Origin of the sequence: Gordonia sp. (in: high G+C Gram-positive bacteria), assembly GCF_047606305.1 — a bacterium.
Classification (GTDB): domain Bacteria; phylum Actinomycetota; class Actinomycetes; order Mycobacteriales; family Mycobacteriaceae; genus Gordonia.
This window is the reverse complement of the sequence record NZ_JASGER010000055.1, coordinates 1-24,279: the sequence shown is the minus strand read 5'-3', so window position 1 is coordinate 24,279 and position 24,279 is coordinate 1. Positions and strand designations below refer to the sequence as shown.

The window sequence follows — 24,279 nt, the reverse complement described above, 5'->3', positions numbered from 1 at the left end:
CGCCAACGCGGCCAGGGCACGGGCGGCGGCCTCGTCGTCGGCGACGGCCGACGACTCGAGCCGCGCCACGGCCCGGCTCAGCGCGTCGAGTCGGTCGGCCACGTCGCGCCCGATCCGTGCCAGCGGTTCGGCGGCGGTCCGCGCCACCCGCATGCACTCGGCGCTGCCCTCGGCGTGGGCGAGGCTCACCACCTCCAGGTTGGCCAGCACGTGGCCGCTGCGCCGCCACGACCGGGCGAGGGCGAGGACTTCGGCGGGATCAACGGCGAAGGGGAGCGGTGTCGGTGAACTCATGCACGTTGGACGCAGCCCGGTGTCACCACGGTTCCGTCAGGGGCGCGCCAGCCCGATCAGCTTCTCGATCGTGTTCAGGTTGCGGCCGGTACCCGCATAGCCGAGGGTGCGCTTGATGACCGCGGGCGTCAGCTTGGAGCCGGCCACCCCGGCGTCGTACCGAAGGTGCAGGTCGGAGCCGATCACGGCGACCTGCTCGGTGTCGGCGGCCCGCGCGCGCAGGGCCGCTGCGGCGTCGGCGGTGGGTGTCCCGGTGAGCGCGTAGATGTACGAGAACTTCGGCTCGACCACCTCGAACGGATGCGCACGCAGGGCCGCCTCCAGTTCGTCGGGGGTGCGGCTGATGACCTCGCGCTCGAACCCGAATTCGGCGGTGATGGCGCGCTCGAGCGCAGCGTCGAACTCCGCGGGATCCCCGGGCGGGGTGTACAGCAGGTTGCCCGAGGCGATATACGTCGACACGTCGGTCGCGCCGAGCTCGGCCGCCAGCGCGCGCAACCGCGCCATCGGCAGCTTCGCGCCGCCGACGTTCACCGCGCGGATGAGCGCGACCCGGTCGCTCATCGGAAGGAGGACAGGTCCGTTCGGATGAGCATCACGTTGTAGTCCTTCCACCGCGACGCGACGAAGTACAGCGAACCGCCGGTGTCGCGCGGCCAGATGTACGGCGCGTACATGCCGCTGAGCTTGCTCGCCGGGACGATCACGCGCGGCCCGCTCCACGGGCCCTCCGGCTTGGTGGCCGTGCGCAGGGTGATGTTGCCGCCGCGGGAGGTCAGCATGACGAAGCGGTTCAGGTACTTGTTGAAGCGCACCGACACCTCGCCGATGGGCTCGGTGGCGATCTTGGTGGCATCACCGCTGTAGCCGCTCCACTGACCACCGCCGCGGTAGTACTGGTAGGCGTTCAGATCCAGGATCCGTCCGGCCGGGACCCGCGACAGGAAGAGGGCGCCGTAGCGCCCGTTGGGTGTGCCGTACTGGTAGACCCACGGCCCGCGGCGCAGGAAGGCGCCCACCTGGAACCGCCCCTGCCCGGTGGCGGTGTGCGGAACGCCAGGGATGTTCAGCTCGTAGCGGGAGCGGATGGTGTTGTTGTCCACCGCCCAGGTCTGCCCGTTGTCGCGGGAGACGGCGATCGCCGAGTAGTTCGTCTCCCATCGACCGGCGGCTCCCCAGCGGATGATCGACATGAAGGACAGGTACTGCACGCCGCCGATCGAGATGCCGGCCGTCGGGATGCGGCCGATCTCGATGTTCTTCACGCCGACGGCGTTGCTGATCGGCTGGGCGAAGGTCGGGTGTGCGGCCGTCACCGAGGCGCCCGATCGCGGGTCGCCGGGTCGCGCGTTGGGGAAGGTGATGCCCTTGGCGAGGTCGCTGTTGCCGTTGGCGCGCAGCATCGTGTTGTGGCGCCACACCATTGCGCCGCCGCACTTGCCCCACGTGTCGCCGAAGGCCATCAGGACCTGGCCGCGGCCGTTGTCCCACGGGACGCCGACGTCGGTCGAGGTGATCGAGAAGCGCTTGTCGGTGCGGTTGGGGCTGAGCGGGCCGGTGACCCACTCGACGGTCTGCGACGGTCCCGCGCCGAGCTTGCGCAGCGGCATCTGCGGCTTCTTGCCCGGTGCCGAGTAACTGCCGAAGTCCAGGCTGCCCGCGCCGATCCGCGACGACCCCTCGCTGCCGGTGCTGCCGATGTCGTGGCCCACCGGTCCGAGCGCGTTGCAGGGCGAGGCCGCGGCGGTCGTCGGCGTCATCGACAGCGCGGTCACGGCCAGGCCGGCGGAGACTCCGACGGCGAGAATGTGGCGGGCGGGCATAGGTGTTCCTATCAACGCGTGTTACTGATGTGACTATTGTTGTTAGCGAATCTTCGCGGCGCGAGGGCCGCGACCGAATCGCAACGTCGCCGTGACGGTACCCTCATTTCCCGTGAACGGCGAAGGCGACGATATCGTGGAGATCTCCACCGACGGCGCATGCCTGGGAAACCCCGGCCCCGGCGGCTGGGGAGCCGTGCTGCGCTACAAGGGGCACGAGAAGCGACTCTCCGGCGCCGCACCGGACACGACGAACAACCAGATGGAGCTGACCGGGGCGATCGAGGGACTGGCCGCGCTCACCAAGCCGTCGCGAGTCGTCCTGTACACCGATTCCAGCTACGTGCGGAACGGGATCACCAAGTGGGTCGCCGGCTGGGAGCGCAACGGATGGCGCACCGCCGACAAGAAGCCGGTGAAGAATGTCGACCTCTGGCAGCGGCTGATCGTCGAAGAATCCCGCCACCAGGTCACCTGGAAGTGGGTTAAGGGCCACAATGGCGATTACTACAACGAGATCGCCGACGAGCTGGCCACCTCGGCCGCCAAGGAACTGCGAGACGGAGAGTCCCGATGACCAACCCGAACCAACCGGGCCCGAATCAGCCGTACTACCCGCCCCCCGGGTACGACGCGCCCCAGGGATACGACGGCCCCCCGGCCTACGACGCGCCCCACGCGTACGACGCCGCGCCACCGTATGACCCGCCGCCGGCCATGGGCCACGACACCACGCCGCTGCCCCGCAAGGGCCGACGGAACGGGTTGGCCATGGGTGGCGTCGTCCTCCTGGTCCTGCTGCTCCTCGCCGGGATCGGCACCGCCGGCTGGCTCCTGTTCGGCCACCGGTCGACGTCCAAGGAAGCCGCACCGAGTTCGTCGGCACCGCCGTCGTCCGCCGCCCCCGCCAAGATCGGCGTGCCGGTCTGCGTCTTGAACGCCGGCGGCAACATGGGCGCGTCGCTCAAGGTCCGGCACCAGCTGGAGGGGGCCGGTTACCGCGTCACCGCGACGGGCAACCTTGCCACGCGCTCGATCACCGAGACGACCGTCATGTACAGCGTCGGGCACGTCCGGCAGGCCCGCGCGATCGGCCGACTGCTCAAGGCCGACGTCGCGCACAAGCCCCGCACGCTGCGGGCGTCGTGCCACACGCGGATCATCATCATCGTTCCGTAGCTACGATCGAGGACGTGGGTCCGATCCTCACGTTCGCCGCACAGTACTGGTGGCTGGTCTTCCCGGTCAGCGCCGTGGCCGGGCCGTGGCTGCGTCGCTACAACAAGGCGGTCGCCCGACGACGCCGCTACAAGCTCGAGATGGCGCGGGCGAAGTCGGCGGCGCAGATCGAGGAGAACCGGCTGACGCGGGTGAACGCCGAACAGCTGCGGACGGCGTTGCGGACCCACGACGAGGTCGACGACCGGTGGTGGAACTACGAGATCGACCTCGCCACGATCATCAGCTTCCCGATGCTCGTCGATGTCCGTGAACCCCTCACCCGCGAGTTCCACAAGGCCAAGGGTCGCGCCGACATCCTGCGGCCGCCGGCGGGCGTGGAGGTCGACGATCCGGCGGCCTTCGTCGAGTACCGTGACGCGGTCGTCGACTATGCGGCCGCCTTCGACGCAGCCGAGCGCGAAGCGCGTCGTCGCAAACAGGCCGACTTCTCTCCGGTCGAGCGCGACTCCCTGGAGCGGGCCCGACGACTGGTCATGATCGCCGCCGACGAGGCGGCCACCCCCGCCGAGCGACAGGCCGCCTATCGCAAGGCCCGCGACGAGCTCGACGGCCTGCTCGACCTCCCCGTCGTCGGCGCCCAGCAGCTGGAGCGCTCGATCGCCAAGGAACTCGAGTCCTGATCTGATCCGTCGACCGTGCCCAGTTTTTCGTCGACCGTGCCCAGAATCTCGCCGAGCGTGCCCAGATCTTCGCCGACCGTGCCCAGAATTGCGTTGCCCGACCGTAGGGCGCGGGCCTAGCGTCGACGCATCGTGAGTCTTCCCCTCCCCTCGGGCGCCGAGCTGCGCCCCCTCGACCTTCCCGCCGACAAGAGCGTCGGGCCGTCCGCACGACTGCGCGAGTACGCCGACGTCCGAACCGCGACGATCGTGGAGACCACCGGCCGTCAGGACGCGGTCGCCAGTGCCGACGAGTTGCTCCCGATGCTCTATTCGACGTCGGATCGCGTGCGCCGACAATGGTCGGTCGACCTCGACGGTCGAATCGTGGGCTGCTGCGCCCTTGACGTGTACCGCGACGGCGAGGGCGACTCCGCGCGGCTCACCTTCTCGTTGTTGAAGCGGGTGTGGGGTCGGGGCATCGGATCAGCCGTGCACGAGTACCTAGAAGCACATGCGCGCGGGCTCGGCGTCCGACAGCTGCTCCACTGGTCCGAGCACGCCGCCGACACCGACATGCCGATGGTGCCGTCGCCCACGGGTGCCGGCTCCGTCCCCGACGACCGGACGTCCCGCTTCCTCGTCCGCCGCGGCTACCGACTTGAGATGGTCGAGCGGGGAAGTGAGCTGCTGTGGGACGCGGCCACTCCCAACCGGATCGAGCACCTTCACGTCGACGCCCGACGCCACGCCGCCGCCTACCGGCCGGTGCAGTGGTGGAACGAGCCGCCACCCGACCGGATCGATGGATACGCCTGGCTCAAGTCGCGGATGTCGACCGACGCACCCGACGCCGAGCTCGGGCTGCCCGAAGAAGTGTGGGACGCCGCGCGGGTCGCCGAGCACGCACGCTGGTACGCGCAGAAGAGGTGGAGCCTTCTGGTGACCGCCGCCGAAGACACCGCGACCGGCAGACTGTGCGCCTACAACGAGCTGGCCATCGGACCCGATCACACCGCGTCGACGAAACAGGCCGACACGCTCGTGCTCACCGAGCACCGCGGGCACCGGCTCGGGATGCTGGTCAAGACCGCCGGACTCTCGTGTTGGCACGAGCGGTTCCCCGCCTCGGACCGCGTCATCACCTGGAACTCCGAAGACAACTCCCCCATGCTCGCGATCAACCAAGCGATCGGATTCACGCCCTTCGGTTACGAGGGCGCGTGGCGCAAGCGAATCGCGTTCCGTGATTCGGGTCGCGCACCATCGATCGGCGGAGCGGCACCTGATTGAAGGAACGGAACCTGATCAGGGAACGACGTTCACCATGCGTCCGGGGACGACGATGACCTTGCGCGGCTCGCCGTCGAGCAGCGCGGCGATCTTCTCGTCGGCCAGCGCTGCGGTGCGGACGGTGTCCTCGTCGGCGTCGGCGGCCACGGTGATGCGGCTGCGGACCTTGCCCTTGACCTGGATCGGGATCTCGATCGTGTCCTGCACGAGCCACTTCTCGTCGGCGCTCGGGAACGGACCGTGGGCCAGGGAGTCCTTGTGCCCCAACCGTTCCCACAGCTCCTCGGCGATGTGCGGGGCCAGCGGGGCGAGCATGAGGACCAGCGGCTCGACCACCTCGCGCGGAGCACCGTCGGGATACGACTTGGTGAGGTGGTTGGTCAGCTCGATCAGCTTGGCGCCGGCGGTGTTGGTCCGCAGGTTCGCCAGGTCGTCGCGCACCCCGTCGATCGTCTTGTGCAGCGCCCGCAGGTCGTCCTCGGTCGGTTCGGCGTCGGTGACGCGCACGGCACCGGACTCCTCGTCGACGACGAGCCGCCAGACGCGCTGCAGGAACCGCTGCGCGCCGACGACGTCCTTGGTCGCCCACGGCCGCGACTGGTCCAGCGGACCCATCGACATCTCGTAGACGCGCAACGTGTCAGCACCGTAGTCGCGGCAGATGTCGTCGGGGGCGACGGAATTCTTGAGCGACTTGCCCATCTTCCCGTACTCCTGGAAGACCTTTTGATCCCCGAGGAAGAATGTCCCGTCGCGCTCCACGACCTTCTCCGCGTCGACGTAGACGCCGCGCGAGTCGGTGTAGGCGTAGGCCTGGATCATGCCCTGGTTGAACAGCTTGCGGTACGGCTCACGGCTGGTGACGTGGCCCAGGTCGAAGAGCACCTTGTGCCAGAAGCGCGAGTACAGCAGGTGCAGCACCGCGTGCTCGACGCCGCCGATGTACAGATCCAGGCCGCCGGGATCGTTCTCCCCGTGCACCGCCGGTCGCGGGCCCATCCAGTAGGCCTCGTTCTCCTTGGCGCACAAGGTTTCCTGGTTCGTCGGATCGATGTAGCGCAGCTGGTACCAGGAGCTGCCCGCCCACTGCGGCATGACGTTCACGTCGCGCGTGTACGTCTTCTCCCCGTCACCCAGGTCGAGCTTGACCGTCACCCAGTCGGTCGCCTTGGCCAGTGGGGGAGACGGCTCGGAATCCGCGTCGTCGGGGTCGAAGGCGACGGGCGCGTAGTCCTCGACCTCGGGCAGTTCGACGGGCAGCATCGACTCGGGCAGCGGGTGCGCATTGCCCTGCTCGTCGTAGACGATCGGGAAGGGCTCGCCCCAGTAGCGCTGCCGCGCGAACAGCCAGTCGCGCAGCTTGTACTGCACCGTCCCGACGCCTGTGCCGTCGGCCTCGAGCTTCTCGATCATCGCCGTCTTCGCCTCGTCGACGCTCTTGCCGTCGAGGAAGCCTGAGTTCACCAGCGGGCCGTCGCCGGTCCACGCCTGGTCGGCGATCCCCTGCTCGGACCCGATGACCTCGCGGATCGGCAGGCCGAAGGCGGTGGCGAACTCATAGTCGCGGGTGTCGTGGCCGGGGACCGCCATGATGGCGCCGGTGCCGTAGCCGATCAGCACGTAGTCGGCGATGAAGACCGGGATCTGCTCCCCGTTGACCGGGTTGGTGGCGAAGGCGCCGGTGAAGACGCCGGTCTTCTCCTTGTTTTCCTGGCGCTCCAGGTCGGACTTGGCCGCGATCGACGCGCGGTAGGCGGCGATCGCGTCCGTCGGGGTCGACGCCCCGCCGGTCCACCGATCGTCGACGTCGGCGGGCCAGGCCTCGGCGACGATCTCGTCGACGAGGTCGTGCTCGGGCGCCAGCACCATGTACGACGCGCCGAAGAGCGTGTCCGGGCGCGTGGTGAACACCTTGATCGTGTTGTCGCCCGGGAGGGCGAAGTCGACGTGCGCACCCCGCGACCGCCCGATCCAGTTGCGCTGCATCGTCTTGACCTTCTCCGGCCAGTCGAGCAGCTCCAGGTCGTCGAGCAGGCGGTCGGAGTAGGCGGTGATGCGCATCATCCACTGGCGCAGGTTCTTGCGGAAGACCGGGAAGTTGCCGCGCTCGCTGCGACCGTCCGCGGTGACCTCCTCGTTGGCCAGCACCGTGCCCAGCCCGGGGCACCAGTTGACCAGCGAGTTGCTCAGGTAGACCAGGCGGTGATCGTCGACGACGGCCCGCTTCTGGCCGGCATCGAGCTCGCCCCACGACCGTCCGCCGTCGAGCGCCCGCTCACCCGACTCGTACTCGGCGATGAGCTCGCTGATCGGCCGTGCCTTCTGCACTGTGTCGTCGAACCAGGCGTTGTAGATCTGCAGGAAGATCCACTGGGTCCAGCGGTAGAACTCGACGTCGGTCGTCGCAACGCGGCGACGCTCGTCGTGGCCCAGACCCAGGCGCCGGATCTGGCCGAGGTACCGCCCGATGTTGGCCTCGGTCGTGGTCCGCGGGTGGGTGCCGGTCTGCACGGCGTACTGCTCGGCGGGCAGGCCGAAGGAGTCGAAGCCCATCGTGTGCAGGACGTTGCGGCCGTCCATCCGGGCGAAGCGCGCGAACACGTCACTCGCGATGAAGCCCAGCGGGTGCCCGACGTGCAGGCCCGCGCCCGACGGGTACGGGAACATGTCCTGGATGAACAGCTTGTCGTCGGGGGAGAAGCCGCTGACGTCGCCGGCGAGCGGTCCGACCGGGTTCGGCGCCTCGTACACGCGGCGCTCGTTCCACTCGCTCTGCCACCGCGCCTCGATCTGGTCCGCGAGCCGCGCGGTATAGCGGTGCGCGGCGTCGGCTTCGGGGGCGTTCGAGTTCGATCCAGTCACCCGACCAGCGTAAATGGTGGCCCGGGCCACGACGTAGAGTGGTAGCCGTGGCTGACGTCATCGCATTCGTCGTAGCGGCGATCGCCGCCCTGTGCGGCATCGTCTGGATCGGGCTCGGCATCGCCGGGTGGACCGGTCTGCTGCACCGCAACCGCTACTTCGGCATCCGCAGCGTCGAGACCATGCGCAGCGAGAAGGCCTTCGCGACGGCCAACCGCGTCGTCGCCCCCGGCCTCATCGCCACCGGCATGCTGGCCCTCGTCGCCGCCGGACTCGCCTTCACCCAGCGCGGTCTCGCCGGGATCGTTCTGGGCCTGGTCGGCACGATCATCGCCCTGCTCCTCGTCGGCCTGTTGTCGGGCACGGCCATCCGCGCGGTGGCAGCCCTGCCCGCCGACCCCGAGCCCGGCTGCGGCTCCGAATGCGGCTGCGGCGGGCATGAGGAATCGGCCGACGCCTGCGTCGACGATGAGGACATCTGCGGCACCGGCACGACGTGCGGCGGCTGCGAGATGCGCGACGCCTGCTTCGACGACGACGCGACGACCCGGGCGTAAGTGGCCCTCTCGCCGCGGGCGCTGCTCGCGAAATCCCCCGTCGACGGCTTTGTGCTGTCGATCCTGGCCGCCGTCCTCGTGGCTGCAGTCTTCCCCGCGACGGGAGTCTTCGCCGAGGTGATGGACAAGGTCGTCATCGCGGCCATCGCCTTGCTGTTCTTCCTCTACGGCGCCCGACTACATCCGCGTGAGACCCTCGCCGGCCTCACCCACTGGCGGCTGCACCTGCTGATCCTGGCCTTCACCTTCGTCGTGTTCCCGATCATCGGGCTTGTCATCAAGCCGATCGTCGAGCCTCTCGTGGGGGAGAACCTCTACCTGGGTCTGCTGTTCCTCTGCCTGGTGCCATCGACGGTCCAGTCGTCGATCGCCTTCACCAACATCGCCCGCGGCAACGTCCCCGCGGCGATCGTGAGCGCGTCGCTGTCCAGCCTGATCGGCGTATTCCTGACCCCGCTGCTGGTGGTCTGGCTGATGGGCACCACCTCCGGCGTCCACATCAGCGGCTCGTCGATCATGAAGATCATGGCGCAGATCCTGCTGCCGTTCCTGGTGGGGCAGCTCGCGCGCCCCTGGGTGGGCGGCTGGATCAACCGGCACGCCGAGTCGACCAAGCTGGTCGACCGCGGCTCGATCGTCCTCGTCGTCTACGTCGCCTTCTCCGAGGGCATGCGCAACCACATCTGGTCCCAGGTCGACGCCTGGCAGGTCATCACGGTCGCCGCGATCTGCCTGCTCATCATCGTTTTCATGCTCGCCCTGACGGGATTGCTGCCGCCCCGCCTCGGTTTCGACCGCGCCGACACGATCGCGATCCAGTTCTGCGGGACGAAGAAGGGGATGGCCACCGGTCTGCCCATGGCGACAGTCCTGTTCGCCGGTTCGACCGTCGGGTTGATCGTCCTGCCGCTGATGATCTTCCACCAGATCCAGCTGATCCTCTGCAGCATGCTCGCGTCGCGGTACGCCAAGCAGGCCGACGCGGGCTGATTCTTCTGACGTTAAAAATCCGGCCTCCGAGGGCATCTCGCCCTCGGAGGCCGAACCTTTGGCAGAACCGGGGCTACTTGGCCCACTCCGGCTGGGCGACGACGCCGGGGATCGCGTTCACGGTGAACTTGCCGCTGTCGTCGGTGGCCGTCGCCGTCAACAACTGCCACTGGCCGCCGCCCTCGAGCGCGCACTGCTGCGTCGAACCGGCCTTGGCCTTGAGGCCGCCCTTGCACTTGACCTGGTTGAGCGGGACGTTGTACTTCGGCTGCAGCACCTCCTTGCTCTTGCTCTCCAGTTCGGACTGGCTGACGGTCTTCTCCACCGAGCAGCCCGCCATGGCGCCGACACCGATGGCGAGCGCTGCGACTCCCGCCGCGATCTTCGTCCGCATTGTCTGTCTCCTTCGACTGGGCCGGCCGCGCGTCGGCCGGGGGTGGTGGCGAACCTAGCACCGCCCAGGCGCGCGAGTCGGTCATTCGCACGGTCTCCCCGTCGACGGTGCGGGTGCTACGTTCTGGGCATGGACGAACAGTCGCGCACGACCATCGGTTACGCGATCTTCGGCGGCGGCATGCTGGTGCTTCTCCTACTGCTGGGCCTCACCGTCGGATGGCCGATGGCCATCTTCTTCACGCTGTTCGCCGGCGGGTTCGCGCTCCTCAAGATCGCGCCGTTCTCGCGCCGCCGTTAGCGACGCGCGCCGGCCCGCCCGGTGCTACGTTCGGGGCGTGAGCAGGAAAGAGCGCAAGGCGATCGGCTACGCGGTGTTCCTCGCCGCAGTCGTCGTGGTCTTCCTGTTGTTGACGCTGGTGTTCGGCTGGCGCACGGCGGCCATCATCACCGTCGTGGCCGTCGGATTCGCGACCCTGACGATCACCCGGTTCTGGCACTCGCTGGCCCGCCTGTGGCGGCGCGACTGACCGGCTAGCTGGCGGCCTTCTCCCGACGCTTGGCGTCGCGCTCGACAAGACGGGCGCGCTGCTCCTCGAACCGGGTGGCGTCGGCGTCCGCCTTCTCCAGGTAGGCGGCCAGATCGTCGCGGGCCTTCTCCCCGCGTCCGGTGAAGTCGGTGCGCTCGAAGATCCGCAGCTTGCGCAGCACCGGCCACAGCACGTCGTCGAGGTGCTGGCGCATGTCGTAGATGCCGTACTTGGCCATCGTCAGGCTCATCTTGCGGAAGTTCGGCATGCCGATGCCGGGCATCTCGAACCGCTCGACGACGCTGTCCAACGCTTCCATCGCCTGGTCCGGCGAGACGTCGAAGGCCGCCGAGCACAGGTTCCGGTAGAAGATCATGTGCAGGTTCTCGTCGGCGGCGATGCGCTGCAGCATCTTGTCGGCGATCGGGTCGTTGCACGCCTTGCCGGTGTTGCGGTGGCTGATGCGGGTGCCGAGCTCCTGGATGGTGACGTAGGCCAGGCCGGGCAGCAGACCACTGGTGTCGTCGGTGTAGACGCCCTTGGTCATGTTGGCCATGCGGTCGTTCTCCAGCGCGACGGGGTCGACGCCGCGGGTCACGACGAGGTAGTCGCGCATGACGATGGCGTGCCGGTTCTCCTCGGCGGTCCACCGTCCGACCCAGGTGCGCCAGGCGCCGTCGGCATCGAAGTAGGCGCTGATCTCCCGGTGGTAGGAGGGCAGGTTGTCCTCGGTGAGGACGTTGAGCACCATCGCCGCCTTCGCGACCTCGGACAGCTGCGACTGCCCGGGCTCCCAGTCCTCGCCGCCCATCGCGGCGAAGTTGCGGCCGTCGTCCCACGGGATGTAGTCGTGCGGGTGCCAGTCCCGCGCCTGGGACAGGTGACGGTTCAGATTGGCCTCGGCGACGGGCTCGAGCTCGGTGAGCAGTTCGACTTCGGTCATCTCACGCATGGAAATACCTTCGGAGTGGGCTGGATCACTTTCGGGGATTCAGCCTAACCCGAAATCAGTGCGATGCGCGCGGCCTGCGGACTATCCGAACTCCTTCGACACCGGGACGTTGAGGAAGCTGGGCCGGTTGGGATCGAGCTGGATGTGCTGCGGGCGCAGCTGCGACTCGTTCAGCAGCGGGCGCAGCGGAAGGCCGCGCGGCAGGTTCATCGCGAACACGTCGATGCGCAACCGGTGGCCCGGCTTGAGCAGCGCCTCGGTCGGCAGCAGGCCCAGGTCCAGCTGCACGGGTACTCCCGGCTTCACGCGCTTCCGGGCCTGCAGCGACATCGTGTAGAACGGGTCGATCACATCGCCGTTCGGCGCGTACTGGCTCTTGTCGGCATCGATCGCCCGTAGCGAGGCCATGATCTGGCCCGACGAGATGACCGTCGACTCCCCGTTCGGCGCGACGTCGGTGAGCATCGCCGTCCAGTAGCCGTCGGTCGCGTCGGAGATCGCGTTGATCCGCAGGTTGCTGTAGCCCGAGATGCTCCGGTACGTGCGCACCGGCGCGGTGGTGAAGGTGAGCGCGTTGTGCTCGGCGATCCGGTTGTCCTTGCCGCAGAAGCGGAAGATCGACGTCACGCCCGCCGACTGCTGTCCGGCGTCGCGCGAACACAGCGTGAGCACACCCGGTCCGACGGTCAGGCGGCCGCGGGAGGACGGCTTGCCGACGGTGAGCCGACCGTCGCGGACCGCGTGTGGGGCGGTGCCGCTCGGGCGGTCCGAGAGGTAGAGGCGCTGGCGCGTCATCCCCGGTCGCGGGAAGTTCGGCGCGGTGATCCAGCCGCGGCCCATCTGGTCGAGGGTCGCCGGACCGTAGCGGTCGATGCCGTTGTCGATCCCCTTGAGCCACTTGTCGAACCATGCCCGCTGGAGGACGTCCAGTCGCGGAGGAGTGTTGCGCTGACCGTGGCCGGCGCCGGGCGTGATGTGGTACGCCTCGCCCATCACCAGCTGCTTCTGACCCAGCGGGAGCGGGATCTTGTTGAACATCCGCACCTCGCTGTTGGTGAAGAGGTCGAACCAGCCGCCGATGATCATGGTCGGGACCTGGATGCGGTCGGCGTGGTCGAGCCAGCCCTGCCGCTCCGGCGACCCGGGCACCAGCAACCGCTTCATGTCCGGCGGGATCGACTTCATGTCCGGGGTCAACAGCGCCGCGAACAGCTGCGGGTAGAAGGTCAGCGGGTCGGCGAGGCGATCGGCGAGCCACTTCCAGTCGAAGGTTCCGTTGAACATCGACGCGAGGTCGGGAACCATCTTCGTCGTGTTGACCAGCGTCAACCACATCGGCAGGAAGCCGACGCCGAGGGCGCCGCCGGGCGCGACGATGTCGCGGACCAGGTCTCCGCCGGGCACCACGGGGAAGATCGCCTTGAGTGCCGCGGGGTTCTGGTTGGCGGCGTACATCTGGTTGATGGCCGAGTACGACATGCCGCTCATGCCGATCTTGCCGTTGGAGAACCGCTGCTTGGCCGCCCAGTCGATGACCTCGACGGTGTCGCGCTGCTCGCGCGCCTTGAAGACGTCCCACTTGCCCTGGGAGAAGCCGGTGCCGCGGACGTCGACGACGACGTAGCTGTACCCGGAGCGGACGAGGTCCTTGTCGACGGTGAACGCACGGAACGCCCCGCCGGTCTGCGCCTTGAGGATGTCGCCCAGGCCCTCGATCGGGGTCCCGCTGAGGTTGATCATCCCGATGATCTGCTTGGTGATCGGCTCGAGGATCGGGTTCTGCAGCGTCTCGGCGGCCAGTGTCGAGACGAGCTTGGTGTACGGCGTCATCGTGACGATCGTCGGCGTCTTCACCGGCACCGGGCGGTCGGCGGCATCGCCCGGTCGGTAGACGTTCGCCTTGAGGACCGTGCCGTCGCTCATCCGGATCGGCACATCCCAGTCGACGTGGACGCCCGGGTAGCGCTGCTTCTTGTCCTTGGTGTGGGCCCAGGCCCTTCCGGCCGCGCCGCCGCTCGGTCCGACCGGCACCGCGGCGCCCGCCGTGGCCACCGGCGCCAAGAGCGCCATCGCCGCGCAGGCAGCAACTGCCAACAAACGTTTCCTCATGAAGAGTCCCCTGTCCCCGAGCTCGAACCGCGCTGAGCGCGGACGCCGACCAAGCGGTCGCTTGGTCGACAACTGAAGGGGAGCCTACTCACAGCAACTCCACAGGATCAAGGGGTGGGTGGGACCTTCCCGGTATGTCCGGATTCGCCGACGGCCGCCGAGCCGTCAGTTCGCGGTGACGTCCATCGGGTACGTGGACAGCAGCGGCAGCGGCCACGGTTGGCGACGGAGGATGGTCGCCCACAGGTCGACGCCGGCGGGGGCGAGCACGTCGTCGGGCAGCGCCGACGCGACGAGCCAGCTGTCCTCGCCCAGCTCGTCCTCCAGCTGTCCCGACCCCCAGCCGGCGTACCCGGCCATGATCCGGACCCCGACGAGCACCTTCGACAGTTCCTCGGGGTCCGCGTCCAGGTCGACGAGGACGACGCGGCCGCTCACCTTCATGAGCCCGGCCACGTCGTGCAGGTCGACGCCACGCTCGAGCACCCCCAGGCACAGTGCCCCGTCGCGCTTGACCGGCCCGCCGACGAACAGTGCTTTCGGGTTGGCGGCGAGCGGCACCCACTGGGGGAGCAGGTTGTGCACCGCCGAGTGCGACGGCTGGTTGATGACGACGCCGATCGTCCCGCTCTCGTCGTGCTCGATGACGTAGACGACGGTGCGGGCGAAGGCGGACTCGGTGAGCGACGGTGACGCGATCAGCAACGTGCCGGGCCGGATGGGCGCCGCACCGGAGTGACCGCCGGCGCTCCCGCCGGTGCCGGTCCTCGGGTCGTCGAACTCATCGCCCACCGCCTCATCATGGCACGCCGACACCACCGCGTCGGTAGTCTTTGGGCGGTGTTGATCCGGCTTCTCGCGACCCGGCTCGCGGGACAGGCGGCCGACGGCGCCTTCCAGGCCGCGTTGTTCGGCGCCATTGCCTTCAACCCCGAGCACCAGGCCTCGCCGATGGTCATCGCAGGGATGCTGGCCGTGCTCGTCGGCCCCTATTCGCTGCTCGGTCCGGTGATCGGCGGGCTCCTCGACCGCTGGGACCGGCGCCTGGTCCTGGTGTGGGCGAACGTGGTCCGCGGCGCCCTGATGGCGGTGGCCGCCGCACTCCTGTTCCTGGACCTGCACGACGCCGCCACCCTCACCGCGGCGCTGGCTGCCATGGGTGCGGCCCGATTCGTCGCCGCCGGGCTCTCCGCGGCGCTGCCGCACGTGGCCGAGCGCGAGAAGCTGGTCACGACCAACGCCCTGTTCAACGCCCTCGGCGGCTTCGCCGTCATGGCCGGTGTCGGCATCGCCGCCGCAGCTCGACTGGCGTTCGGAGCCGGGACGTCGACGGCGGCCGCGACGATGATCGTCGGCACGGCCGGTGCCCTCGTCGCCGCGGTCACCGCCCACGGCTTCCCCGCCCAATCGCTCGGCCCCGACGGCCACCGCGCGGTGGCTGCGGTCGGCTGGTTGCGCGGCATACGCGCCATCCGACGGGCACCGACGGTCGACGTGCTGCTCGGGGCGATCGCCGCGCACCGCTGGGCCTTCGGGGTCAACACGGTGGTCCTGGTGCTGCTGACCAACGACGCCGGCGAGACGACGGGGCTGCGGCGCTTCCTGCTGCTGGTCGGGGCGACGGCGGTGGGCGCCCTGGTCGCCGCGGTGACCACCCCGATGCTGGCGCGCCTGCTCGGACGGACGCGCACGCTGGCCGCGGGCCTGTTGATCGGCGTCTTCGGCCAGACCCTCCTGCTGACCTTCGACCTGGACGTCGCCATCGGCGCGGTCGTGATCATCGGGTGGGTGGGGCAGACCGTGAAACTGTGCGGCGACGTGGCGATGCAGACGGAGATCCCCGACGACACCCGCGGCGAGGTCTTCGCGATTCAAGACGCCGTGTTCAACCTCGTCTTCGTCGCCGCCGCGACCTTCACCGCGCTCGTCGTCCCGACCGACGGTCGCGGCCCGATCGTCCTCATCGCCGCCGCGCTCGTGTACTCGACGGCACTCGTCGAACTGTTGCGCCGGCAGCTGTCGGCGAACCAGGACGACCCGGTCTAGTAGCCCATCGTCCGCAGTTCGGCGGCGACGCGGTCGAGGTCCTCGACGGTCGCGTCGAGATGCGGGCTCAACCGCAGCACCGAGTTGTCGAGCATCAGCGGCGTCCGCTCGGCCACCGCGGGGGTGACGAGCAGTCCCGCCTCGCGCAGCCGGGCGGCCGCGGCGGCGACGTCCTCGGCCTGGAAACCGGGCGGGGGAGCGAGGGTGACCAGGGCCGACGGCTCATCGATCGGCTCGACGACCTCCCAGCTGGCGATGCCGGTGAGGCGTTCGCGCGTGGCCCGGCCGATCGCGGCGAGCTCGTCGAAGACCTGCTGTGGCCCGAGACCGATGAGTTCGGCCACGGCGGCACCCAGCCCGAGACGACCGGCGATGAAGCCGGCGGTCGCACCCGCCTCCATGTCGGCGACGTCGATCCGCAGCCGCGAGTCCGGGCGCACCGCCGCAAAGCCGACGCCGCGCGGCCCGGTCAACCACTTGCGGCTGGTGCCGTAGACGACGTCGGCGCCGGTGATGGTCGGGACGTGCCCGACCGCCTGCGCCATGTCGACCACGACCGCCACGTCGGCGGCGTGGGCGATCTCGACGATCTCGGCGACCGGCTGCACGACACCGTTCGCCGAGCCGATGTGACAGACGTGGATGAAGTGCGGCTGCTCGAACTGCAGCATGTTCTCCAGCGCATCGGTGTCGACGTGGCCGTAGACATCGACCTCCGGCAGCGTGTGCACGGCGAAGCCGCGGCGCTCGAACTCGACGAGGTTGGGCCCGAACTCGTTCTTGGCCACCCACACCGTGCTGGCAATGGGCAGGTTCGCGACGCCGAGCAGACCGCGCAGCGCCGCCCGACCGGTGTCGCGCCAGACCAGTTCGTCGGCGTGGTGGCCGATGAGTGCGGCGAGCTCGCGGGAGGTTTGCTCGAGCTGGTCGGCCGCGGCCTCCATCGCGACGTAGGAGCCGTGCTTGGACTCCTCCCACAGGTGGGCGGTCACGGCCTCGATGACGGCGTTCGACGAGCGGCCCGCCGACGCCGAGTCCAGATGGGCGATGTCCGGGTCGATGCGCGCGTCGTGCCAGGCCGATCCGAGCTCGCTGAGGAACATGGCTCCAATCTATCCCCGATTCGGCGGCCCGGTCCCGGCCCTGTTACCGGACTCACTGGCCCCCGCGCGGGCACACCGGTGGAACCGGATCCGGGGCGGCTGCGTCCAAGGAATATGGACCCGCCTTCGATCGCCCACACCTTCGGCACCGGCTCCGGCGAGACGCACACCTGGCACGCACCGGCCGACGCGGACTTCAACCGCGACGGGCGGCTCGACTCGGTGCGCCTGGACTTCGACGGCGACGGACTGATCGACGACCTGATGATCGACACCGACGGCGACGGGGTGGCCGATTGCGCCGCCCTCGACCTCGACGACGACGGGGTGGTCGACGCCTACTTCACCGACGGCGGCAACGGCGTGTGGGGCGTGCGCGCCGAGTCCCCGTCGGTCGGCGGCCCCGCCCCACCGCCGGCCGATCACCCGCCGAAACCGGGCCGTCTGCGCCGCGAGCCGGGCCGCGCCGTCGACACCGATGGGGACGGGCGGCCCGACGCGACGCTCGTCGTCCATCCCGACGGATCGCGGGAGCTCCGGTTGGACACCGACGGCGACGGCCGCTGGGACACCGCTCTGGTCGACGTCGACGGCGACGGGACCGTGGACCGCGTCGACCGCCGGGCACGGTGACCCACGGGCATACTCGAGGGATGAAGACGATCCTGAACATCATCTGGCTGGTGCTGTCCGGCTTCTGGATGGCGCTGCTCTACGCGGTCGCCGGCATCATCTGCTGCGTCCTGATCATCACCATCCCGTTCGGGATCGCCTCGTTCCGGATGGCGAACTATGCCCTGTGGCCCTTCGGCCGGACCATCGAGCGCAAGCCGACCGCCGGCACCATGTCGCTCCTGGGCAACATCATCTGGCTGGTCGTCGCCGGCATCTGGCTCGCGATCGGCCACATCGCGACCGGTGTCGCCATGTGCCTGACGGTCATCGGGATCCCGCTGGGCATCGCCAGCTTCAAGATGGTGCCGATCTCGCTGATGCCGCTCGGCGCCGAGATCGTCAAGTCCGGCTCGGACCGCGCGGTCATCGTCCACGGCTGACGACGCCGGGTCGCCGGGCTACGCGAGCGCCGCGGCGGCGATCTGTTCGACGGCCGGTCGGGCCTTGTCGGCGTCGGCGGTCACCAGGCCGATCCGCGTGCGGCGCTCGAGCACGTCGTCGACGGTCAGCGCCCCCTCGTGGGTGAAGGCGAACTCGATCTCGGCGCGGGTGACGTCGATGCCGTCGGCGATCGGCGCCAGCGGCTCGGCGACGGTCGCCGCCTCGACGACCTTGGGCGCCTCGGCGCCGAAGCGCGCGACCAACGACTCGGGCAGGCCCGCGGGCAGCGCCGGATCGACCGGCGTCGCACCGACGAGCGGCACCGACGTCGTGACGCACGCGGTCGCGGTCAGTCCCGCCGCCGCAACGGCCGCGTCCACGGCGTCCTGCGCCATCTGCCGGTAGGTGGTGAGCTTGCCGCCGATGACGCTGACCATCGCGCCGTCGGTGACGCGCACGTCGTGCCGGCGCGAGACGTCGGCGAGCGAATCGCCGTCGCCGCCGGCGGTGTCGATGAGCGGGCGCAACCCGGAGTAGGTGCCCCGGATGTCGGCCCGGGTGACCGGGATCGCCAGCGCGGTGTTGACCGTGTCCAGGAGGAAGTCGATCTCCTCGTCGTCGGGAGTCGGCACGTCGGGGATCGGTCCGGCGGCGTCGACGTCGGTGAGGCCCAGGTACACCCGGCCCAGCTGCTCGGGCAGCACGAAGACGAAGCGGCTCGTCGATCCGGGGATCTGCACGGTCAGCGCCGCGGTCGGATTGCCGAAGGTCTCCGCGTCGAAGACGAGATGGGTGCCGCGGCTGGGGCGGATGCTCAGCGTCGACTCCAGGTCGGCCGCCCACACACCGGTCGCGTTGACGACCGAGCGCGCCGCGACCCGCAGCTCGCGGTCGTCGACCTCGTCGCGCAGGATCGCCCCGCCCCCGTCGGCCCGCACCGCGCGGACCCGGGTGAGGATCTGCGCGCCGTAGCCGGCGGCGGTGCGCGCAATCGCGGTGACCAGTCGGGCGTCGTCGATCAGCTGACCGTCGGTGGTCGACGCGCCGCCCCGCAATCCGTGGCGGCGGACGGTCGGGCAGGCGGCGAGCACCTCGAGCGGCGACATCCGCTTCGGCCCGGGCAGGACGTCGCCGGGCGTCCGCGCGACCCGCCGCAGAACGTCGCCGGCGAGGAAGCCGGCGCGCACCAGCAGGTCCGAGCTCTTCACGCCGTAGTCGGGCACGACCTGGCGCACCGGCTTGATGAGGTGCGGCGCGATCGTGGTCATCAGGTGGTGCCGCTCGACCGCGCTCTCGTGCGCGATGCCCAGGTCGCCCTTGGCCAGGTACCGCAGCCCGCCGTGCACGAGCTTGCTGCTCCAGCGCGAGGTGCCGAAGGCGAGGTCGTGCGCCTCGACCAGCGCGACCGACAGTCCGCGCGTCGCCGCGTCGAGGGCCACGCCGGCCCCGGTGACGCCGCCGCCGATGACGAGGACGTCGATCGGCTCGGCCCGCGCGGCGAGCGCGTCGAGATCGGTGCGGCGGCGGGCCGCGTTGAGAACGGTCATCGGTTCTACTCCTTGCCGGGGTGCTGTAGATAGCTGGCCAGTGCGTGGTGGAGCTCGGTGGACCAGTCCTCGCCGAGGATCGGCTCGACGAGGGCCTGCGACTGGATCGCGGACTGGGTGATCAGCAGGACCATCGCGGCCAGCTTGTCGGGGTCGCCCTCGCGCACCCAGCCGTCGCCCTGTCCCGCCTCGATGCCCTCGGCGAGCAGGCGCAGCAGGCTGCGCTGGCTCGAGCCGAGACGGTCGAAGACGTAGGGCTGCAGGAAGTCCGGCCGTCCGCGCCACAGTTCCGCGAACAGCTCGTCGTCGCGGATCGCCGCGGCCACCCGCACGATCTGGTCGATGGCCGGGGCGAAGCCCGACCGCGTGCGCAGCGGGGTCGTCGCCTGGACGGCCGCGACGATGCGCGTGATCTCCCGGTGGCACAGGTCGCGCACCACGGCGTCCAGGTCCGGCCAGCGCCGATAGACCGTCGGCCGGCTGACCTCCGCCGCGCGCGCGACGTCGGCCAGGCTCACCTTTCGGCCCTGCTGGCGCAGGATTTCCTCGCGCGCGGCGTCGAGCACGCGGGTCCTCAGTTCGTCGCCGGTCGCCGCGGCCTGTTCGGCGACGGATTCCGGCGAATCTGCATTACGAATTGACATGATGTGTAACACTGTATCGCATGACTGCTGGATTTGACCCGAAACTGCACGAAATCGCCGTCCCGCCCATGCGGTGGGACGCGTGGGGGGACCCCGATCTCGCCGCGCCACTGTCCGAGGGGACCTCGACGCTGATCCGCGGGATGCTCGGCGTCTCCGGTGAGGTGACCCTCCCGACCATCGATCCGTCGACGGTGACCGTCTCCCCGTCGCGCCTGACCGCCGACGACCTCGCGGCCCTGCGGGGCATCGTCGGCGACGACCAGGTCTCGGCCGCCGACGCCGACCGCCTGTTGCGCGCCGGTGGGAAGTCGACGCCGGATCTGCTGCGCCGCCGACGCACCGACCAACAGGCCCCCGACGCGGTCGTGCTGGCCGCGACCGACGACGAGGTCGCCGCCCTGCTCGCGTGGTGCGGCGAGAACCGCGTGGCGGTCGTGCCCTTCGGCGGCGGCACCAGCGTCGTCGGCGGCCTCGACCCGGAGACCGGCGGGCTGCGGGCGGCGATCTCCGTCGACCTGCGCCGAATGGACCAGCTGCTCGACCTCGACGAGGTGTCCCAGATCGCGACCCTCGGCGCCGGCGTCACCGGGCCCGAGGCCGAGCGACTCCTCGGCGAGCGCGGCTACTCGCTGGGCCACTTCCCGCAGAGCTTCCGCTACGCGACCATCGGCGGTTTCGCCGTGACCCGCTCGTCGGGCCAGGCGTCGGCCGGCTACGGCCGCTTCGACGACATGGTCCAGGCGCTCACCCTCGTCACACCGGCCGGTGTGCTCGAGGCGGGCCGCTCCCCCAAGAACGCCGCGGGACCGGACCTGCGCCAGCTCGTGATGGGGTCGGAGGGCGCTTTCGGCATCGTGACCAAGGTGTCCGTGCGGGTGCACCGGGTGCCCGAGACCACCGAGTACGAGGGCTGGCGGTTCGACAGTTTCACCGATGCCGCCACGGCGTTCCGGACGGTCGCGCAAGAGGGCGTCATGCCCACCGTGATGCGCGTGTCCGACGAGCTCGAGACGGCGCTGAACCTGGCCCGGCCCACCGAGATCGGCGAGGAGGCGGGCGCCGACGAGGACCTGCCCGACAAGCAGACGCCCGGCGGTTGCCTGGCGATCACGACCTTCGAGGGGTCGCCGAGCGCCGTCGCCGCACGCGCCGGCGTCGTCCGCGAGATCTTCACCGCGTGCGGCGGCCAGTCGCTGGGCCCGGAGCCGGCCAAGGCGTGGGAGCACGGGCGCTTCTCCGGCCCGTACCTGCGGGACGCCCTGCTGGACATCGGCGTGGGCTGCGAGACCCTCGAGACCGTCACCACGTGGGCCAAGCTCGACGAGCTGAAGGCCGCCGTCAACGCGGCGCTGGCCGCCGCGCTGCCCGAGCCGGTCGTCGTCATGTGCCACATCTCGCACACCTACGCGACCGGGGCCTCGCTCTACTTCACCGTCGTCTACCGACAGGAGGGCGACGCCCTGGAGCAGTGGCTGGCGGCCAAGAAGCAGGTCATGCAGGCGATCGCCGACACCGGCGCGTCGATCACCCACCACCACGCCGTCGGCCGCGACCACGAGCCGTGGATGGTCGACGAGATCGGCGACCTCGGCATCGCGGCCCTCACGGCGGTCAAGGGCGTCTTCGACCCCACCGGCGTCTGCAACCCGGGCAAACTGGTCTGATGCCGCGCCGCGCCGTCATCCTCGCCAACCCGTTGGCCCGCAAGGGCGCCGGGCTGACGATCGCCACCGAGGTCGAGCGCCTGGCCCGCGACCGCGGCATCACCGCGCGCGTCGTGTCCGGCCGCGACCTCGCCGATGCCCAGCGCCTGGCCCGCGAGGCGGTGGCCGACGACGCCGTCGACGCGCTGGTCGCGGTCGGCGGTGACGGCAGCATCCGGCTCGCGCTGGAGGCGGCCGCCGGGTCGACGACGCCGGTGGGCATCATCCCCGCCGGCACCGGCAACGACCTCGCGCGCACCCTGGGGATCCCGATCGGCGATCTCGAGGGGTCGGTCGGGATCATCGCCGACGGCCATGCCCGCGCCATCGACCTCGGCCGGGTGCGGATGGAATCGGGCGAGGACGTGCTGTTCGTGACCGTCGCGGCCACCGGCTTCGACGCCGACGTCACCGTCCGCGCCACCACGATGCGCTGGCCGCGCGGCAAGGCCCGCTACCTGGTCGCCGCCCTTCGCGAGGTCTCCAAGCTCCAGGTGCGCCACTTCACCGTGCGCGTCGACGGCGACACCGTCGTCGACGGGGACGTGCTGTTCACCGCCATCGGGAACACGACCTCCTACGGCGGCGGCATGCTCATCACCCCCGACGCCGATGTCCACGACGGCCTCCTGGACGTGACCATCGCGACGAAGACGCCGGAGGTCGGCAAGGGCACGCTGCTGCGCCTGCTGCCGACCGTGTTCAAGGGGACCCACGTGCAGCACCCGCTCGTGCGCACCGCGCGCGGGGCGACGGTCGCCGTCGAATCAGATCCGCCGGCGTTCGTGTCCGTCGACGGGGACATCGTCGGCCGGCTCCCGGCCACGTTCGACACCATCCCCGGCGCCGCACAGGTGCTGATGCCGCGCGGGTAGATCCCTACCCGTTGCGCTCGGCCCACCAGCGCTTGAGCTCCGCCTCGGCCTCGTCGCGCTCGAGCGGGCCGCGCTCCAGGCGCAGCTCCTTGAGGAACTTCCACGCCTGCCCGACGAGCGGGCCGGGCGGGATGTCGAGCAGCTCCATGATCGCGTTGCCGTCGAGGTCCGGGCGCACCCGCTGCAGGTCCTCGGCCGCGGCCAATTCGGCGATCCGGCGCTCGAGGTCGTCGTAGTTCTCCTGCAGCCGCCGGGCCCGCCGCTTGTTGCGGGTGGTGCAGTCCGCGCGGACCAGCTTGTGCAGGCGCTCGAGCAGCGGTCCGGCGTCGGTCACGTAGCGGCGCACCGCCGAATCGGTCCACTTGCCGTCGCCGTACCCGTGGAAGCGCAGGTGCAGGAACACCAGTTGGGAGATGTCGTCGACCATCGCCTTGGGGTACTTGAGCGCGCGCAGCCGCTTGCGGGCCATCTTCGCGCCGACCACCTCGTGGTGGTGGAAGCTGACCCCACCGCCGGGTTCGTGCCGTCGGGTCGCCGGCTTGCCGATGTCGTGCAGCAGCGCCGCCCAGCGCAGCACCGGGTCGGGGTCGCCGGTCTCCAGGTCCATCGCCTGCTGCAGCACGGTCAGCGAGTGGGCGTAAACGTCCTTGTGCTGGTGGTGCTCGTCGATGGTCAGCTTCATCCCGGGAATCTCCGGGATGAGCCGCTGCGCCAGCCCGGTCTCGACCAGCAGGTCGATCGCCGCCAGCGCGTGCTCGCCGCAGATCATCTTGTCCAGCTCCACCCGGACGCGCTCGACGGTGATCCGCTCGATCTGATCGGCCATCGCGCAGATCGCGTCGAAGGTGCGCGGTGCGAGGGTGAAGCCGAGCTGGCCGACGAAGCGGATCGCGCGCAGCATGCGCAGCGGATCGTCGCCGAAGGACTGCTCGGGTGCGGCCGGGGTGTCGATCACGCCGGCCAGCAGGGCCGACATCCCGTCGAGCGGGTCGTGGAAGTCGGCGGCCCCGGCCCCGGTGATGGCGACGGCCATCGCGTTGATGGTGAAGTCGCGGCGCACCAGGTCGCCGTCGAGGCTGTCGCCGAAGGTGACCGTCGGATTGCGGCTCACCTGGTCGTAGGCGTCGCTGCGGTAGGTGGTGATCTCGACGAGGTGCCCGCCCTTGCGCGCCGACACCGTGCCGTAGGCGATCCCGGTGTCCCACACCGTGTCCGCCCACCCTTCGAGGATGCCGGCGATGACCTCCGGCCGGGCGTCGGTGGTGAAGTCCAGATCGTTGCCGAGCCGTCCCAGCACGGCGTCGCGCACCGACCCGCCGACCAGGTACAACTCGTGCCCCGCGTCGACGAACAACTGCCCGAGTGGGTTCAGCACCTCACCGAGGTCGCGCAGCGCCACCGCTGCGGCGGCCAACAGTCGCGCACGCCGCAAATCGGACTCAGTCACGGGGTCACAGCCTATCTTCTCGGTCGACGCGGTGGCATCCGCGGCGTCCTAGGGAAACTTAAGGTTACGGGCGGCTAGCATCGAAGCGTGTCCTCCGCCCAGCCCTCCCCGACCCCCCGCGACGCCGCGGGCACGGGGGGCGGTGTGCCCGCGAACCCCTCGCGGCGGCGACGAGGACGGCGGCGACGAGGCCGCGGCGGGGGTGGGCAGG

The 24,279-nt window shown here is 70.1% G+C and carries 25 protein-coding genes; 13 read left to right on the top strand and 12 right to left on the bottom strand.

From position 1 onward, the window contains the following. From QM634_RS08705 to QM634_RS08695, 3 genes are all read right to left on the bottom strand, one after another. The coding region (locus tag QM634_RS08705; protein WP_415042385.1) for a hypothetical protein at nucleotides 1-294 on the bottom strand (294 nt) is incomplete at its 3' end. Nucleotides 295-330: 36 nt separating this feature from the next. Beyond that, nucleotides 331-858, bottom strand: a complete 528-nt coding sequence (locus QM634_RS08700) for a DUF1697 domain-containing protein (RefSeq protein ID WP_415042384.1) — start codon at nucleotides 856-858, stop codon at nucleotides 331-333. Continuing rightward, on the bottom strand, nucleotides 855-2,117 hold the full coding sequence (locus tag QM634_RS08695) for a DUF4185 domain-containing protein (protein ID WP_415042383.1): 1,263 nt from the start codon (nucleotides 2,115-2,117) through the stop codon (nucleotides 855-857). The genes QM634_RS08700 and QM634_RS08695 overlap by 4 nt, the downstream gene beginning before the upstream one ends. A gap of 112 nt (nucleotides 2,118-2,229) precedes the next feature. Between QM634_RS08695 and rnhA the strand changes: the two genes are divergently transcribed. The 4 genes from rnhA (at nucleotide 2,230) to QM634_RS08675 (ending at nucleotide 5,251) form a co-directional block, all read left to right on the top strand. Beyond that, the gene (rnhA, locus tag QM634_RS08690) at nucleotides 2,230-2,694 is read left to right on the top strand and encodes a ribonuclease HI (protein ID WP_415042382.1); all 465 of its coding nucleotides are present in this window, start codon (nucleotides 2,230-2,232) and stop codon (nucleotides 2,692-2,694) included. Further along, the gene (locus QM634_RS08685; RefSeq protein WP_415042381.1) at nucleotides 2,691-3,296 is read left to right on the top strand and encodes a LytR C-terminal domain-containing protein; all 606 of its coding nucleotides are present in this window, start codon (nucleotides 2,691-2,693) and stop codon (nucleotides 3,294-3,296) included. Before rnhA ends, QM634_RS08685 begins: the two co-directional genes overlap by 4 nt. 14 nt (nucleotides 3,297-3,310) lie before the next feature. Then, nucleotides 3,311-3,979 carry a hypothetical protein gene (locus QM634_RS08680; protein WP_415042380.1) on the top strand — a complete coding sequence of 223 codons (669 nt, stop codon included), beginning with the start codon at nucleotides 3,311-3,313 and terminating at the stop codon, nucleotides 3,977-3,979. Nucleotides 3,980-4,111: 132 nt separating this feature from the next. Further along, on the top strand, nucleotides 4,112-5,251 hold the full coding sequence (locus QM634_RS08675; RefSeq protein WP_415042379.1) for a GNAT family N-acetyltransferase: 1,140 nt from the start codon (nucleotides 4,112-4,114) through the stop codon (nucleotides 5,249-5,251). A gap of 15 nt (nucleotides 5,252-5,266) precedes the next feature. Here the strand turns inward: QM634_RS08675 and leuS are convergent, their stop codons facing one another. Beyond that, nucleotides 5,267-8,113: a leucine--tRNA ligase gene (leuS, locus tag QM634_RS08670; protein WP_415042378.1), complete on the bottom strand. Its 2,847-nt coding sequence runs from the start codon at nucleotides 8,111-8,113 to the stop codon at nucleotides 5,267-5,269. Nucleotides 8,114-8,160: 47 nt separating this feature from the next. Between leuS and QM634_RS08665 the strand changes: the two genes are divergently transcribed. Continuing rightward, nucleotides 8,161-8,670: an SdpI family protein gene (locus QM634_RS08665; RefSeq protein WP_415042377.1), complete on the top strand. Its 510-nt coding sequence runs from the start codon at nucleotides 8,161-8,163 to the stop codon at nucleotides 8,668-8,670. After that, complete coding sequence (locus QM634_RS08660; RefSeq protein ID WP_415042376.1) at nucleotides 8,671-9,660, top strand: bile acid:sodium symporter family protein; 990 nt, start codon at nucleotides 8,671-8,673, stop codon at nucleotides 9,658-9,660. A 73-nt stretch (nucleotides 9,661-9,733) separates the two neighbouring features. Here the strand turns inward: QM634_RS08660 and QM634_RS08655 are convergent, their stop codons facing one another. Continuing rightward, nucleotides 9,734-10,054: a DUF4333 domain-containing protein gene (locus QM634_RS08655; RefSeq protein WP_415042375.1), complete on the bottom strand. Its 321-nt coding sequence runs from the start codon at nucleotides 10,052-10,054 to the stop codon at nucleotides 9,734-9,736. 129 nt (nucleotides 10,055-10,183) lie between these two features. Between QM634_RS08655 and QM634_RS08650 the strand changes: the two genes are divergently transcribed. Together QM634_RS08650 and QM634_RS08645 are read left to right on the top strand one after the other, a co-directional pair. Further along, on the top strand, nucleotides 10,184-10,354 hold the full coding sequence (locus QM634_RS08650; RefSeq protein WP_415042374.1) for a hypothetical protein: 171 nt from the start codon (nucleotides 10,184-10,186) through the stop codon (nucleotides 10,352-10,354). Between the two features lie 37 nt (nucleotides 10,355-10,391). Beyond that, a complete protein-coding gene (locus QM634_RS08645) occupies nucleotides 10,392-10,583 on the top strand; it encodes a hypothetical protein (protein ID WP_415042373.1) in 192 nt (63 codons plus the stop codon). 4 nt (nucleotides 10,584-10,587) lie between these two features. Here the strand turns inward: QM634_RS08645 and QM634_RS08640 are convergent, their stop codons facing one another. The 3 genes from QM634_RS08640 to QM634_RS08630 form a co-directional block, all read right to left on the bottom strand. Next, on the bottom strand, nucleotides 10,588-11,535 hold the full coding sequence (locus QM634_RS08640; protein WP_415042372.1) for an acyl-ACP desaturase: 948 nt from the start codon (nucleotides 11,533-11,535) through the stop codon (nucleotides 10,588-10,590). A gap of 81 nt (nucleotides 11,536-11,616) precedes the next feature. Then, a complete protein-coding gene (locus tag QM634_RS08635; protein WP_415042371.1) occupies nucleotides 11,617-13,644 on the bottom strand; it encodes a CocE/NonD family hydrolase in 2,028 nt (675 codons plus the stop codon). Nucleotides 13,645-13,809: 165 nt separating this feature from the next. Further along, nucleotides 13,810-14,436, bottom strand: coding sequence for a YqgE/AlgH family protein (locus QM634_RS08630; RefSeq protein ID WP_415042370.1), 627 nt, complete (start codon nucleotides 14,434-14,436; stop codon nucleotides 13,810-13,812). Between the two features lie 48 nt (nucleotides 14,437-14,484). On the opposite strand from QM634_RS08630, the gene QM634_RS08625 reads away from it, so the two are divergent. Beyond that, nucleotides 14,485-15,690, top strand: coding sequence for an MFS transporter (locus QM634_RS08625; RefSeq protein ID WP_415042369.1), 1,206 nt, complete (start codon nucleotides 14,485-14,487; stop codon nucleotides 15,688-15,690). Here the strand turns inward: QM634_RS08625 and QM634_RS08620 are convergent. Next, the gene (locus tag QM634_RS08620; RefSeq protein WP_415042368.1) at nucleotides 15,687-16,793 is read right to left on the bottom strand and encodes an aminotransferase class V-fold PLP-dependent enzyme; all 1,107 of its coding nucleotides are present in this window, start codon (nucleotides 16,791-16,793) and stop codon (nucleotides 15,687-15,689) included. The two genes, QM634_RS08625 and QM634_RS08620, sit on opposite strands and share 4 nt — an antisense overlap. A 114-nt stretch (nucleotides 16,794-16,907) precedes the next feature. Here QM634_RS08620 and QM634_RS08615 point away from each other — a divergent pair, with 114 nt between their 5' ends. Both QM634_RS08615 and QM634_RS08610 read left to right on the top strand, forming a co-directional pair. Further along, nucleotides 16,908-17,426 carry a hypothetical protein gene (locus QM634_RS08615; protein WP_415042367.1) on the top strand — a complete coding sequence of 173 codons (519 nt, stop codon included), beginning with the start codon at nucleotides 16,908-16,910 and terminating at the stop codon, nucleotides 17,424-17,426. A 20-nt stretch (nucleotides 17,427-17,446) separates the two neighbouring features. Next, a complete protein-coding gene (locus tag QM634_RS08610) occupies nucleotides 17,447-17,848 on the top strand; it encodes a YccF domain-containing protein (protein ID WP_415042366.1) in 402 nt (133 codons plus the stop codon). 18 nt (nucleotides 17,849-17,866) lie between these two features. Here the strand turns inward: QM634_RS08610 and QM634_RS08605 are convergent, their stop codons facing one another. Further along, nucleotides 17,867-19,396, bottom strand: coding sequence for a glycerol-3-phosphate dehydrogenase/oxidase (locus tag QM634_RS08605; RefSeq protein WP_415042365.1), 1,530 nt, complete (start codon nucleotides 19,394-19,396; stop codon nucleotides 17,867-17,869). 5 nt (nucleotides 19,397-19,401) lie between these two features. Continuing rightward, nucleotides 19,402-20,040 carry a TetR/AcrR family transcriptional regulator gene (locus QM634_RS08600; RefSeq protein ID WP_415042364.1) on the bottom strand — a complete coding sequence of 213 codons (639 nt, stop codon included), beginning with the start codon at nucleotides 20,038-20,040 and terminating at the stop codon, nucleotides 19,402-19,404. Between the two features lie 20 nt (nucleotides 20,041-20,060). Between QM634_RS08600 and QM634_RS08595 the strand changes: the two genes are divergently transcribed. Next, on the top strand, nucleotides 20,061-21,707 hold the full coding sequence (locus QM634_RS08595) for an FAD-binding oxidoreductase (protein WP_415042363.1): 1,647 nt from the start codon (nucleotides 20,061-20,063) through the stop codon (nucleotides 21,705-21,707). Further along, nucleotides 21,707-22,621, top strand: a complete 915-nt coding sequence (locus QM634_RS08590) for a YegS/Rv2252/BmrU family lipid kinase (protein WP_415042362.1) — start codon at nucleotides 21,707-21,709, stop codon at nucleotides 22,619-22,621. The genes QM634_RS08595 and QM634_RS08590 overlap by 1 nt, the downstream gene beginning before the upstream one ends. A gap of 4 nt (nucleotides 22,622-22,625) precedes the next feature. On the opposite strand, the gene QM634_RS08585 is transcribed toward QM634_RS08590, so the two are convergent. Beyond that, the gene (locus tag QM634_RS08585; protein WP_415042361.1) at nucleotides 22,626-24,068 is read right to left on the bottom strand and encodes a CCA tRNA nucleotidyltransferase; all 1,443 of its coding nucleotides are present in this window, start codon (nucleotides 24,066-24,068) and stop codon (nucleotides 22,626-22,628) included. Nucleotides 24,069-24,279: the final 211 nt, after the last annotated feature.

What these genes read in the sequence shown, in the direction of transcription:
- QM634_RS08655 (WP_415042375.1), bottom strand. Translation starts at nt 10,054, where the DNA reads ATGCGGACGAAGATCGCGGCGGGAGTCGCAGCGCTCGCCATCGGTGTC.
- QM634_RS08635 (WP_415042371.1), bottom strand. Translation starts at nt 13,644, where the DNA reads ATGAGGAAACGTTTGTTGGCAGTTGCTGCCTGCGCGGCGATGGCGCTC.
- QM634_RS08615 (WP_415042367.1), top strand. Translation starts at nt 16,908, where the DNA reads ATGGACCCGCCTTCGATCGCCCACACCTTCGGCACCGGCTCCGGCGAG.
- QM634_RS08640 (WP_415042372.1), bottom strand. Translation starts at nt 11,535, where the DNA reads ATGCGTGAGATGACCGAAGTCGAACTGCTCACCGAGCTCGAGCCCGTC.
- QM634_RS08650 (WP_415042374.1), top strand. Translation starts at nt 10,184, where the DNA reads ATGGACGAACAGTCGCGCACGACCATCGGTTACGCGATCTTCGGCGGC.
- QM634_RS08695 (WP_415042383.1), bottom strand. Translation starts at nt 2,117, where the DNA reads ATGCCCGCCCGCCACATTCTCGCCGTCGGAGTCTCCGCCGGCCTGGCC.
- QM634_RS08620 (WP_415042368.1), bottom strand. Translation starts at nt 16,793, where the DNA reads ATGTTCCTCAGCGAGCTCGGATCGGCCTGGCACGACGCGCGCATCGAC.
- QM634_RS08610 (WP_415042366.1), top strand. Translation starts at nt 17,447, where the DNA reads ATGAAGACGATCCTGAACATCATCTGGCTGGTGCTGTCCGGCTTCTGG.
- QM634_RS08600 (WP_415042364.1), bottom strand. Translation starts at nt 20,040, where the DNA reads ATGTCAATTCGTAATGCAGATTCGCCGGAATCCGTCGCCGAACAGGCC.
- QM634_RS08595 (WP_415042363.1), top strand. Translation starts at nt 20,061, where the DNA reads ATGACTGCTGGATTTGACCCGAAACTGCACGAAATCGCCGTCCCGCCC.
- QM634_RS08700 (WP_415042384.1), bottom strand. Translation starts at nt 858, where the DNA reads ATGAGCGACCGGGTCGCGCTCATCCGCGCGGTGAACGTCGGCGGCGCG.
- QM634_RS08590 (WP_415042362.1), top strand. Translation starts at nt 21,707, where the DNA reads ATGCCGCGCCGCGCCGTCATCCTCGCCAACCCGTTGGCCCGCAAGGGC.
- QM634_RS08685 (WP_415042381.1), top strand. Translation starts at nt 2,691, where the DNA reads ATGACCAACCCGAACCAACCGGGCCCGAATCAGCCGTACTACCCGCCC.
- QM634_RS08605 (WP_415042365.1), bottom strand. Translation starts at nt 19,396, where the DNA reads ATGACCGTTCTCAACGCGGCCCGCCGCCGCACCGATCTCGACGCGCTC.